This is a genomic window from Nocardia sp. NPDC058658 (assembly GCF_042716665.1).
Taxonomy (GTDB): domain Bacteria; phylum Actinomycetota; class Actinomycetes; order Mycobacteriales; family Mycobacteriaceae; genus Nocardia.
The window spans coordinates 73,980-85,650 of sequence record NZ_JBHXRR010000011.1; the positions used below are offsets into that span (position 1 = coordinate 73,980).

Consider the following 11,671-nt stretch of genomic DNA (forward strand, 5'->3'; position numbering starts at 1 on the left):
CCGTTATGCGACTCGAAGTACAGGGATTGACCAAGGCATTCGGCTCCTTCCTCGCCGATGACAGCATCGATCTGATCGTCGAGCCGGGGCAGGTACACGCGATCCTCGGGGAGAACGGCGCGGGCAAGTCGACGCTGATGAACATGCTGTACGGCATCCTCGAACCGACCACCGGGCAGATCCTGATCGACGGTGAGCCGGTGCGGCTGCGCTCGCCCAGCGATGCCATCGCGGCCGGAATCGGCATGGTGCATCAGCATTTCAAGCTGGTCGGGCCGTTCAGCGTCGCCGACAATGTGCAGCTGGGGCGCGAACACGTGAAGCGGGGGAGCCTGGATCGGGCGACCGCGCGGCAGGCGGTCCTGGACGTGTCGCAGCGGTACGGGCTCGCGCTCGACCCGGACGCGATCTGCGAGGAGTTGCCGGTCGGGGTGCAGCAGCGCGTGGAGATCGTGAAGGCGCTGTCGGGGCGGACCGATCTGCTGATCCTGGACGAACCGACCGCGGTGCTCACCCCGCCCGAGGTCGCCGAGTTGCTCGGGATCGTTCGCAATCTCACCGCCTCGGGAATGTCGGTGATCTTCATCAGCCACAAGCTCAAAGAGGTGAAGGCCATCGCGGATTCGATCACTGTGCTGCGACGGGGGAAGGTGGTGGCGCAGGCGTCGCCGTCCGATACCGAGGCGGAGCTGGCGGCGGCGATGGTCGGCAGGTCCGTGGTGTTGACGGTGGATCGGCCGCCCGCGCAGCCGGGTGCGGTGGCGCTGGACGTCAAGGATCTGACGGTGCTCGGTGACCGGGGTACGCCGATGCTCGACGGGCTGAATCTGCAGGTGCGCTCGGGTGAGATCGTCGGGCTGGCCGGGGTCGAGGGCAACGGGCAGACCGAGCTGGCCAGGGCGGTGCTCGGGACGGTCACGCCCGATGACGGTTCGGTCGAGATGGGTGGTGTGCCGGTGACCGGGTGGGATCCGTACCGGCGGATCGTCGCCGGGCTCGGCTACATCCCGGAGGATCGTGGGCGTGACGGGTTGGCCGCCGATTTCACCGTGGCCGAGAACCTTGTGCTCAACCAATATCGCGACAAACCGCTATCGCATCGGGGCGTGGTCGATACCGCGGCGGTTCGCACGTTGGCAGACAAAGCCATCGCCGATTTCGACATCCGCACCAGAGGGCCCGGCGAGTTGGTGTCGGCGCTGTCGGGCGGTAATCAGCAGAAGGTGGTCATCGCGCGCGAATTCTCCAGACCGCGTTCGGTTCTGGTGGCCGCGCAACCCACCCGTGGCGTTGATGTCGGTGCCATCGAGTTCATCCACCGTCGCCTCGTCGCCGAACGTGATTCGGGCACCGCGGTTTTGCTCATCTCCGCTGAGCTGGACGAGATCCTGGCCCTGTCCGACCGCATCGCGGTGATCCACAACGGGCAGATCGTCGGCGTGCTCGACCCGGATACGCCGCGCGAGATCATCGGTCAGCTGATGGCAGGCCACCGTCCCACAGACCCCGCGAGCTGAGGACATCCATGCCGAGTACGACTATCGAATCGCCCGGCGAACGTAAGCCCAAACGGGACGTCGGCCGGACCTTCATCGGGTACCTGACCGAGGCCAACAGCGTGATGGTGACGATCTATTCGTTGCTGTTGGCCTTCGCGATCGGCGCCCTGCTGATCATCTTCTCCGACGCGTCGGTGCGCGGCGCCTGGGGCTACTTCTTCCGCAAACCGTCCGACGCGCTGAGCTTCTCGTGGCAGGCGGTGAGCACGGGATATCGCGACATGTTCGAGGGCGCGATCATCGACTTCGCCCGCCTGCAACAGTATTTCGACGGCGACGCCACCCTCGCCCAGGTGCTGCGGCCGATCTCGGAGACCCTCACCTACGCGACCCCGCTGATCTTCACCGGACTCGCCGTCGGCCTCGCCTTCCGGGCCGGACTGTTCAATATCGGCGGGCACGGGCAGTTCATCCTCGGGATGCTCGGCGGGGTGATCGTGGGGTTCGCGCTCGATCTGCCGCCGCTGCTGCACGTGCCGCTGGCGCTGCTCGCCGGTGCGCTGGCCGGTGGATTGCTCGGCGCCGTCCCCGGCTTGTTGAAGGCGAAAACCGGTGCGCACGAGGTCATCTCGTCGATCATGTTGAACAATATCGCCACGTATTTCCTGCTCTGGGCATTGGGGACCACGTTCATCCACTCGACGACCTCGCAGGAACTGGTCTCCAAACAGGTGGACGTCTCGGGGCGGCTGCCGCGGCTGCTGGGCTGGGCCGGATCGGGGTTGCGGGTGAGCGTGGGGTTGCTGATCGCGCTCGCGCTGGCCGCCGGAATCTGGTGGCTGCTCAGTAAATCCACCTTCGGGTATCGGATCCGCGCGGTCGGCGCCAACAACCACGCGGCCGAGACGGCGGGCATCGATATCGGGCGGACCTGGGTGACCACGATGGGTGTCTCAGGTGCGCTGGCCGGGCTCGGCGGCGCCGCGCTGGTGCTCGGCCTCAACCCGTACACGGTCAATCCGGGCACGGTCGCGGAGTTCGGGTTCGACGGGATCACCGTCGCGCTGCTCGGGCGGGCGCATCCGGGCGGGATCGTCGCGGCGGCGCTGCTGTTCGGTGCGCTGAAATCGGGCACTTTGCACATGCAACCTGCTATTCCGGTCGAGATGTCGACCTTGCTGCAGGCGGTGATCGTGCTGTTCGTCGCCGCGCCCGCGCTGGTGAAAACCCTGCTGCACCTGCGAACACCGCGTGGTGGGCTCAACACTCTGGAAGCGAGGGGCTGGTGAGTACCGCTATCGCATCGCCGGTCGAGACCACCCGGCACAGTGTGGCCGGGGTGGTGCTCGTGGTGCTGGGTCTGGGTCTGAGTGCGCTCGGGGTGGTGTTCATCGCGGACGGGCGGACCACCACGTTCCGGCTGGATCAGACCGTCGAAAGTAGTTGGACGCTGCCCACCCTCGCGATCGTCTTGTCCCTCGGCCTACTCACAGCGCTGCTCGGCATCGCCCTGTTGGCTCGCGCGTTGTCGCCGCGTGTGCACGGGGTGATCGTCGGTGTCGCGGTGACGGCGCTGGTGATCGCGGTGCTGTCGTGGGTGGTGACGCCCGGTGTGGGGTTCCCGGTGGAGTTCGTGCTGGCGTCGACGCTGTTCCTGGCGCTGCCGTTCATCTTCGGCGCGTTGTCCGGGGTGGTCTGTGAACGTTCGGGCGTGATCAACCTTGGTATCGAAGGGCAGTTCCTCGCGGGTGCGTTCACCGCGGTGCTGTTCGCCTCGATCGCCGACAACCCCTACGTCGGCATCCTCGCCGCCGTACTCAGCGGCATGCTGTCGACGTTGCTACTCGCCTGGCTGGCGACCCGTTTCGAGGTCAACCAGCTCGTCACCGGCGTGATCCTCAACCTGCTCGCGCTCGGTCTCACCGGGTTCCTGTTCGAACGTCTCATGCGCATGGACCATTCGCTCAACCGGCCGAGCACCGTGCCGCGGATCGGCGAATTCCTCCACGACATCGGCCTCGGCTTCCTGACCGACATCCCTCTTTTGGGCCCCGTGCTGTTCGACCAGAACCTGTTCGTCTACGTCGCCCTTGCCTGCGTCTTCGGCCTGTCCTACCTGCTGTTCCACACCCGATGGGGCCTGCGCACCCGAGCCGTCGGCGAACACCCCGCCGCAGCCGACGCCGCGGGCATCGACGTGAACCGCCTTCGCTTCTGGAACGTCACCGTCGCCGGCGCCCTCTCCGGCTTCGGCGGCGCCTTCTTCACCATCGCCAACAACGTGGCCTTCAGCAAGAACATGACCGCGGCGCTGGGCTTCGTCGCCCTCGCGGTGATGATCGTCGGCCGCTGGAAGCCGATCGGCGCCCTACTGGCGGCCCTGCTGTTCGGCTTCTCCAGCGCCCTGGAACGCTTCCTCAACACCATGCCCGGCAACCCGATCCCCACCGAATTCCTCGGGATGCTGCCGTATGTGGTGACCCTTGTCGTGGTGGCCGGGTTCATCGGAAAGGCGGTCGCACCCGCTGCCGACGGCATTCCCTACCGGCCGGGGGACAAGTAGTCGACGGCATGCCACTGCGGTTCCTACTCTGGTAGCATTTTAGGTATGAAACTCAGTGTGAGCCTCTCGGAGGAGGATCTCCAGGTTCTCGACCAGGAAGTCTGTCGGTCGGGACTGCCGGGGCGTTCGGCCGCCATCCAGCGGGCGATCGCCCTGCTGCGGGCACGTGCACTCGAAGATGCCTACGAGTCTGCCTGGGAAGAGTGGGAAGCGGCGGGCGAGGATACGGTGTGGTCGGAATCGCTCGCTGACGGCCTCTCCTGATGCGCCGTGGAGATATCGTGCTTGTCGATTTCGACCCGGTTCGCGGGAATGAGGTCAACAAGACTCGTCCTGCAGTAATCGTCAGCAACGACGGAGCGAATCGGCGAGCGGATCAGCTCGGCCGTGGTGTGATCACAGTGGTGCCCGTAACCAGCAATGTCGACCAGGTGTACCCGTTCCAGGTCCTGCTCGACGATGTCGGATTGCGTGTGGCGTCGAAGGCACAGGCAGAGCAAGTCCGGTCGGTGTCGGTTGATCGGGTCGGTCGCGTAGTCGGTCGGTTGACTGCCACGCTTGCCGCAGATCTGGATCGGGCGCTCAGGGTGCACCTGAATCTTTAACGCGTCAGCTTTCGAGCAGGACTGTCACCGGGCCGTCGTTGGTGAGGTCGATGTGCATGTGGGCGCCGAATGTGCCGGTGGCGACGGTGGCGCCGAGTTCGCAGAGGGTTTCGGTGAAGGTGTCCACCAGGGGTTCGGCGATGTTGCCTGGGGCGGCGGCGTTCCAGGCGGGGCGCCGGCCCTTGTTGGTGTTGGCGTAGAGGGTGAACTGGCTGACCACCAGGATGGGGGCGTTCAGGTCGGCGGCGGAGCGTTCGCCGTCGAGGATACGCAGGCGATATGCCTTGTCGGCCAAGGCTTTCGCGATGGCGTCGGTGTCGGTGTGGGTGGCTCCGACCAGGGCGAGCAGGCCGTGCGGGGCGCCTGTTGCCGCCGGGTCGATACGCCCGACGACCTCGCCGTCGACACTCACCTGGGCGGTGGTCACACGCTGCAGCAGTACTCGCACAATCACCGATCATGCCGGGCGACCGCATGACGCGGCATCCGGGGCCACCCATTCCGGCACAGGCGGCTGGAGATATTCAGAACTGTTCCGGTCAGTCCTTGCCGAAGAAGAGGATGTTCGGGCCGTAGTCGGTGAGGGGGGCCTTCTCGGCGGCTTGGCGGATGCCCGCGCCGGGGAGTTCGGTGACCTTGGCGAACATTTCGGCGTTGCCGAAGGCGGCTCTTACCTGGGTTTCGGAGGCGTAGTCGGCGCCGTAGTCGGCCAGTGTCGCGAAATCCAGGGGGGCCAGCGGGGTGTCGAGCGGTGCCTGTCCGGCGGGCCTGCCGAGGGCGGCGTACTGGGTGGCTACGCCGTTGTCGTAGAGGCACAGCTCGTAGGAGATCTTCTCGATCGTGGCGACGGTGAGTACCGGCCATTTCGCTGAAAGGGCAACGGCGAGAGGGTGTTTGCCGAGTGCGCCGATCTCCCAGTTGAGGCTCTTCACCGAAATCCAGCTGCCCGAGGATTTTTCGACCAGCACGACGTCGGCACCGAGTTCGGTGTCGAGGTTGGTCTTGGGTTCCTTGACGCCCCAGTGCTTGTCGTGCACGCCTGCGAAACGGCCCGCGTCCACGGGCTCTGCGCCGTCGTCGGCATAGGCGGCGACGATGGCGGCGCGTACTTGGGCCAGCCCGTCCGGTGCCGAACAGCGGACGGCGATCGCACCGTAGGTCGCCGAGATCTCCACCGGGCGCGACGGCGGTTCCGGCATCGCCCCTGCGGCAAGGGGTTTGAGGCCCACCAGGGCCAGTCGCCAGTTGATCTCGTCGATCGTGGCCAGATCGCCACCCGACTGGTACAGGATCTGCTGCTGGGTGAGCCGCCCCGCGCGTTCCAGCGTATGAGCCCCGAGCTTCACCAGTGCCTGCCTGGCCTTGACCGTGAGATCCAGTTCCTCGACGCGGGTTTCGCGCAGTTTCGCGGTACTCGCGGTCGTGGTCACCTCGGAATACAACGCGCGATAACTCGCGATGGCCTGCTTGCGCGAGCGCCCGACCATCAGGGTGCGCAGCAGGCTGCTCAGGCTCGCCAGGTACTTGCCCGGCTGCTCGGACGTGCGCGCGTACATTCCAGCCCGAATCCGCACCGCCGACTCACTCGCCGCCACCGCCGCATCGTGATCGAGCCGCATCAACCACACGCCGCACTTGGACAACCCGTCGGCGCACATGGCCGAAACGTCGGGGTAGTCCTGCGCGACCTGCCGATACGCCGAACAGGCGCTGCGAATGGTGTTGGTCGCGAGCTGACGATGCCCGACCAGCCGCGTCGCCTGCTCGAACAACCGCAACGCGTCCTGCAACGCCCCCGCGTACTCGTAGGAGACGAACCCCTCGACCAGCCAGTGCAGGCGGATCGCCACCGCTTCCTGCGCGGGCTCCAACGCCTCGGCGGTGCGATCGCGACCCGACGGATCGTCGCGGGTGGCGAGCAGGCCCTGCGCGAATTCGGTGAGTGAGCCGGCCAGGCGAAGGTAGTCGTCGGCGTGCTGGCTGCGGGTGTTGGCGCGGTTGGCCACCACGCGCCGTTCGAGGTCGCCCAGGTCGGTCATGAGCAATTCCATCGCGGCGTCAAAGCTGGGCCCTATCGTTCGTTCGTTCATGGCCGTCCGGCGGCCGCTAGCGCTTCGATCGAGTCTGTCACAGATCGGTGTCGGCTGCCGGATCGTTCGGCGGAACCGTCTGTTCATCTCACGTCGGTGCCGGAGTTTCCTTGCTGCTGTGCATATTTCGCAATGCTCACTAGAATGCGAGGCGATCGAGTCGCCTGCGAGGGTCGGCGGCGGGGTGCTGCGAGGAGCGGTTGGCGTGGGCGATTCTCCCTTCGAGGGGCTGGCGGGCAAGGCGAAGGTCAAGGTCGAGACGGGAGCCGCGCTCGAGGCCGCCAAGGCGTGCAGTCAGGCGATCGAGGTGTTCAAGGGTTGCCAGAATCTGTTCCGCGACCACGACCTCAACAACTACGACGAGTCCAAGCTGGGCGGCAGCCAAGTCGATGCCGGACCGCCGCTGCGGACCAAGTTCATCTCCGAGGCCACCCAGGCCAAGGACCTGCTCGGGCGCTATATCGACTCGCTCGAAGACCTGGTCTCCATGTTCAAGGCCGCAGGCGAGTCGTACACCGAGACCGACAAGGGTTCGGGCGACAACATCGCCGCGCTCAAGGGCGATCTGAAGAACGTGAACTCCTCGCCCGGCGCCAAGGACATGAAGGGCGAGGTGTCCCAGGCCGGTGGCTACTACCCGGCCCACTGGGAAGTCGACGTCAAGGTGCGACCGGGCACCGGCATGGACATCAAGATGGAGAAGCACAACTACGACATCGAAACCGCGAACGTGCCCAAGCACGCGGGCACCGCGACGGCGGAAACGGGCGGTGTGCGGATACCCGTCCGCGCCGCCGACAACATGTCCTGGCGCGATATGTACGACCTCGGTCAGCGGATCTCCTGGCAGGAGGTGGCAGGCGACGCACCGATCTGGGAGGCGATGGCTCACGCCGTGCACGGCGCCGCCTACAACCTCGAGCAGAAGCTCGGTGAGATCACCGGCGACCGGTGGGAGAGCCAGGGCGGCGAGGCCGCTCTGGCCGCGATCACCACGTTCGGCAAGTCGGCGATGGTGGCCAGCGATTCCTTCAAGATGATGCAGCAGAATCTCGAGTACACGGCGAACTGGCTGTACGCGACCAAGGTGTCTATGCCGATCGAGACCGAAGACAAGTGCGATGACGATCTGCAGGAGAACCGGGATCGGTACGAGCGCCACTACGTCAACGGTGTGACCAATACCGAGAAGTTGTTCCCGGCGGCGGCGGAGCCTGCTGCGCCGAAGGGGCCGGTGAAGACGCCTGACAACAACAACGGCAACAACGGTAATAACGGCAACGGTGGAAATAACAACAACGGTGGCACCGGTAACTCCGGTGGTAGTGGCAATTCCGGCGGAAGCGGCAATTCCGGAGGCGGCAGCCAGCAACAGGCTGTCGCGCCCGAGGTGGCCAAGCAGCAGGCTGCCCAGCAAGCCGCTCAGCAGGCGGCGGCGGCTCTGCAGCAGAACGGCGCCAACGGTTCGCAGCAGGGTGCGAACGGCCAGACGTCGGGTTCGACAGGTTCGACCGGATCCGCGGCGGGGTCGAGCGGGTCCAGCTCTGGCGACATGTCCGGCATCCTGTCCTCGGTGATGTCGGCGGTCACCTCCGCGGTCTCCTCGCTCACCCAGGCCTTGCCGTCGTTGGCGACCGCGCTGCAGCAGGTATCGGCCGACACCAGCGGGACCGGCGCCACATCGGGCCTGCCCGATTTCACCCAGCTCGGCAACCTGTTGGGGCAGTTCCCCGACCTGTCCGAGCTGCTGTCGCAGTCACCTGAGATCAACCAGCTGATCGCGGACAACCCGGCCCTCTCGCCGCTGGCGGAACTGCTCGGCATCGAGACCGCGACGACGACCGTCGACGGGGCGGGCGTGCCGGAGGCGAGCACCGAAGCGGCTGCGGGAGAAGCATTCCCACGTGCCTCGCTGCCGGACTTCTCCAACCTGTCGAGCCTGGGCGATGTTGTCACCCCGCTCACCGGCCTACTCGCCGAGTCGATGTCGACCGAGGCGCCCGCGCAAATTGTCGAGGCGCCCGCGCAGATTGTCGAGGCGCCCGCGCAAATTGTCGAGGCGCCCGTGCAAGTCATCGAGGCACCCGTGCAAGTCATCGAGGCGCCGATCGAATCCGGCAGCACCGACTCGATCGCGCACGCACGGCCGGAGGCGCGGGCGTGACGCAGAAGTGGGAACTCACCGACATCGAATTCCGGGTGCTGTGGCAGCGATTCGTCGGCACCGATCTGCCGCGTCCGCTCACCTTCCAGACCAGGACTCGTCTGCACGAGGAGTACGAGCAGGAGAAGTACCAGGTCTGGCAGCGTCTGCAGCACGCGGTCGATCCGATGCTTCGTTCGGTCTTCGATGTGTTGGAACGGCCGGAAGTGTATGTGCGGCTGCGTGGTTGGAACGATCGGGCGCGTGACGACGCCGACCGGTGGCTCAAGGCCAGGGCGGCAAGGGCCGGTGCCAACGGCTATCTGATCTACCAGCAGCCTGGTGAAACACCCACGCACAGTGGTGGTTACACGGTGATCGACATCGGCCCCCACGGGCTGGCCGACGCCATTGTCGACCTGATGCCGACCACCGGTGCGGCCGTGGGCGGGATGATTCCGCTCGTCACCGACGCGGGCGGTGGCGACGAATACGGGCAGCGATCCTCGATGTTCTTCGAGGAAGCCGATACCTCGATCGTCGAGCGCAGCACCGAGTTCTTCAACCGTCCGGCCGACCGCACCGGCACCATCAACATCCTGCAGAACCAGTCGATGTTCGGCTCACGCGGCATGCATCGCGACATCCTGGTGTGGCGCGATCTTCCCGACGACGGACGCTATGTGATCGAGCTGCCGAGCGAGAACCCGATCGCCACCCCGATGTCGCGTTCGGATCTGACAGACAAGATCAATACCTCCATCGAGCGGATGATGTCGCGCGTGGAATCGCACTGGGAGGCAAGCGCTTAGGGAACCCGTCGTTCACGGCGGTGTCATCCGCGGTTCGTCCGATCATGCGAGGCTGTTGCGCACGCACACGAGTTGTGATGTGCTCGGCAGGCATCACTTGTGGAGGGATGAGCGCGATGACATTCGAATACAACGCCGACGACTTCCGGACCGCGGCAGGCAAGTCGCGCAGTGTCGGCAATCAACTCACCGGCATCATCAACACGCTGAACGCCTCGCTCAACGGCCGCGGAAATGTCTGGGGCAACGACAAACTCGGGCAGAGCTTCAACGACGGCCCCGGCGGCAACGACGGCTACGACTCCTCCTGGACCAATACCAGTGACAACGTCAAGACGATGGCGAAGTCCATGGGCGATTTCGCCGACGGCCAGACCGAAAGCGCCGACTACATCGACAAGATGGAAGACGGCAACAGGAACGGGCTGACTTAGTCAGTTCGGCAGTCCGTCACAGCAGGCCCTGCTGGGACAGCAGCACGCCATCGTCGAACAAGTCCAGCCAGTCGTCGGCCGCCAAGGTCAGGGTGATGGAGCGAGTGAGTCCAGTGTGCGCAGGCGACTGCCCAGCTCAGCGACCTCGTCAGGGGGCCTGGTTCGGAAGGCGGTCACCTCTGGTCCGGGATTCCGAGGCCGGGCAGATGTAGCCTGCTGTTTCCGGCCCGCTCCACCCAGCCTCGGTAGACCAGCTTTGCGGGGGAGTCGATGCCGAAGCCGTCGCGGAGTCCGGCGACGGTGATCGCGGCGAGTTGTCGGTAGTCGTCGGTGCCTGCCGACCAGGGGAATTCGATCCACCAGTTGCCCATGTGATCTTCGTTGGGTTGGTGCCAACCCGCGTCGGTGATGGCCTGTACGCCGTCGGCACCGGGGCGGAAGGCGGGCTCGAGCCATTCGTCGCCGCTGAGTTCAGCTGATACGACCGTGCCCGTCTTGAGGAACTGGACGAAACGCCGTTCTCCCGGCTCGGTTGTTTCGCCGATCACCAGCACCGTACTGTCGGGCGAATTCTGGAGCTCGGCCGCGAGCCCACTGGCGAACTCGGTCCAGTCGGTCACAGCAGGCCCTGCTCGTCGAGCTCGATGCTGCGGTCGTCGAGGGCCAGCCTGGCATTGGTGACCAGATACAGCCATACCGAGGCGGCAGAGCGTTCGAGTCGGATCGTGGCTTCAGCGCCGGCCCACCGGTACTGCATGGGTGGGCCGGCGACGCGCGCGGTCGGCTCGCCGAGTTGGGCGGTGATCGCCGCGGTGATGCTGTCGAAAGCTGTGGTGACCTCGGCGTTCTCGGCCGGGTTGTCGGCGAAGTCGGTGAGTTGTAGTTCGATCGAGGTGACCTGGCCGTTCTTGGCGCGGATCGTGCCGCTGTCCGGGCCGAATCCGACGTCGAGCATGATTCGGCGCGGTCGGCTGGAGATGGTGTGCCAACCGAACTTCTCGACGATGGCTGGGGCGTCGTCGAGGACCCACGACCAGTCGAGTGCGTACAGTGCGCGCGCTAGATCGGCTGCCTTGTCGGCAGGCATGGCGTGCCAGTTCGTCATTCGGTGCCTTCTCCTCTCGGTCAGAAGTACGACAGGAACGCCGCGTCGAAGTCGGGGTCGCGGGTGTCGAATTGTTGGGGGACGTAGTCGAAGGAGCGCACACGCTCGATGAACTCGGAAGGCAGGGTGAGGGGCTGTTCGGCGAGGTACTTCAGGGAGTCCTCGCGCCAGATCCAGACGCCGTCGGAGTACAGGGAAGGCCCGCCCTCGATGTCGGTGTCCTTGGTGAACAGGTCGGGGGATTCGCCCATGACGTCGAAGATGGCGCGGACCTTGCGCATGTAGTTCAGGATCTGGTCGCGGTCGTCCTCGACGGTGCCGGTGGGTGCGTCGAAGACCGAAGGCAGTTCGTCGTGCCCGCGCTCGTACATCTCGCGGTACATGGCCACCGGCTTCAATTCCATTGCGTGCGTCCCGTTC

At 65.7% G+C, this 11,671-nt stretch carries 13 protein-coding genes; 8 read left to right on the forward strand and 5 right to left on the reverse strand.

All coding sequences use genetic code 11. The annotated features are described in order from the left end of the window. The first annotated feature begins 5 nt into the window (after nt 1–5). The 5 genes from ACFWUP_RS17875 to ACFWUP_RS17895 are packed head-to-tail and all read left to right on the forward strand — an operon-like array spanning nt 6 to nt 4,667. Nucleotides 6–1,517: an ABC transporter ATP-binding protein gene (locus ACFWUP_RS17875; protein WP_379235534.1), complete on the forward strand. Its 1,512-nt coding sequence runs from the start codon at nt 6–8 to the stop codon at nt 1,515–1,517. Between the two features lie 8 nt (nt 1,518–1,525). Continuing rightward, the gene (locus ACFWUP_RS17880) at nt 1,526–2,788 is read left to right on the forward strand and encodes an ABC transporter permease (protein WP_379235535.1); all 1,263 of its coding nucleotides are present in this window, start codon (nt 1,526–1,528) and stop codon (nt 2,786–2,788) included. Beyond that, on the forward strand, nt 2,785–4,062 hold the full coding sequence (locus ACFWUP_RS17885) for an ABC transporter permease (RefSeq protein ID WP_379235537.1): 1,278 nt from the start codon (nt 2,785–2,787) through the stop codon (nt 4,060–4,062). Before ACFWUP_RS17880 ends, ACFWUP_RS17885 begins: the two co-directional genes overlap by 4 nt. 45 nt (nt 4,063–4,107) lie before the next feature. After that, nucleotides 4,108–4,326 carry a ribbon-helix-helix protein, CopG family gene (locus ACFWUP_RS17890; RefSeq protein ID WP_379235539.1) on the forward strand — a complete coding sequence of 73 codons (219 nt, stop codon included), beginning with the start codon at nt 4,108–4,110 and terminating at the stop codon, nt 4,324–4,326. Beyond that, a complete protein-coding gene (locus ACFWUP_RS17895) occupies nt 4,323–4,667 on the forward strand; it encodes a type II toxin-antitoxin system PemK/MazF family toxin (RefSeq protein ID WP_379235721.1) in 345 nt (114 codons plus the stop codon). The genes ACFWUP_RS17890 and ACFWUP_RS17895 overlap by 4 nt, the downstream gene beginning before the upstream one ends. A 4-nt stretch (nt 4,668–4,671) precedes the next feature. On the opposite strand, the gene dtd is transcribed toward ACFWUP_RS17895, so the two are convergent. Both dtd and ACFWUP_RS17905 read right to left on the reverse strand, forming a co-directional pair. Next, entirely contained in the window at nt 4,672–5,115 is a 444-nt protein-coding gene (gene dtd, locus ACFWUP_RS17900; RefSeq protein WP_379235541.1) for a D-aminoacyl-tRNA deacylase, read from the reverse strand. Nucleotides 5,116–5,206: 91 nt separating this feature from the next. Next, a complete protein-coding gene (locus ACFWUP_RS17905) occupies nt 5,207–6,706 on the reverse strand; it encodes a hypothetical protein (protein WP_379235543.1) in 1,500 nt (499 codons plus the stop codon). 256 nt (nt 6,707–6,962) lie between these two features. On the opposite strand from ACFWUP_RS17905, the gene ACFWUP_RS17910 reads away from it, so the two are divergent. The 3 genes from ACFWUP_RS17910 to ACFWUP_RS17920 all read left to right on the forward strand — a co-directional run bounded on the left by ACFWUP_RS17910 (nt 6,963) and on the right by ACFWUP_RS17920 (nt 10,146). After that, complete coding sequence (locus tag ACFWUP_RS17910) at nt 6,963–8,921, forward strand: hypothetical protein (RefSeq protein ID WP_379235545.1); 1,959 nt, start codon at nt 6,963–6,965, stop codon at nt 8,919–8,921. Continuing rightward, nucleotides 8,918–9,712, forward strand: a complete 795-nt coding sequence (locus tag ACFWUP_RS17915) for an ESX secretion-associated protein EspG (protein ID WP_379235547.1) — start codon at nt 8,918–8,920, stop codon at nt 9,710–9,712. The genes ACFWUP_RS17910 and ACFWUP_RS17915 overlap by 4 nt, the downstream gene beginning before the upstream one ends. Nucleotides 9,713–9,828: 116 nt before the next feature. Next, nucleotides 9,829–10,146: a hypothetical protein gene (locus ACFWUP_RS17920; RefSeq protein WP_379235548.1), complete on the forward strand. Its 318-nt coding sequence runs from the start codon at nt 9,829–9,831 to the stop codon at nt 10,144–10,146. 173 nt (nt 10,147–10,319) lie between these two features. Here ACFWUP_RS17920 and ACFWUP_RS17925 read toward each other — a convergent pair whose 3' ends face one another. The 3 genes from ACFWUP_RS17925 to ACFWUP_RS17935 are packed head-to-tail and all read right to left on the reverse strand — an operon-like array spanning nt 10,320 to nt 11,655. Further along, a complete protein-coding gene (locus ACFWUP_RS17925) occupies nt 10,320–10,766 on the reverse strand; it encodes a hypothetical protein (protein ID WP_379235550.1) in 447 nt (148 codons plus the stop codon). Then, nucleotides 10,763–11,251 (reverse strand): DUF6301 family protein, encoded by a 489-nt coding sequence (locus ACFWUP_RS17930; protein ID WP_379235551.1) that lies wholly within the window; start codon nt 11,249–11,251, stop codon nt 10,763–10,765. The genes ACFWUP_RS17925 and ACFWUP_RS17930 overlap by 4 nt, the downstream gene beginning before the upstream one ends. 20 nt (nt 11,252–11,271) lie before the next feature. Beyond that, on the reverse strand, nt 11,272–11,655 hold the full coding sequence (locus ACFWUP_RS17935; protein ID WP_379235553.1) for a hypothetical protein: 384 nt from the start codon (nt 11,653–11,655) through the stop codon (nt 11,272–11,274). Between the last annotated feature and the right edge of the window lie 16 nt (nt 11,656–11,671).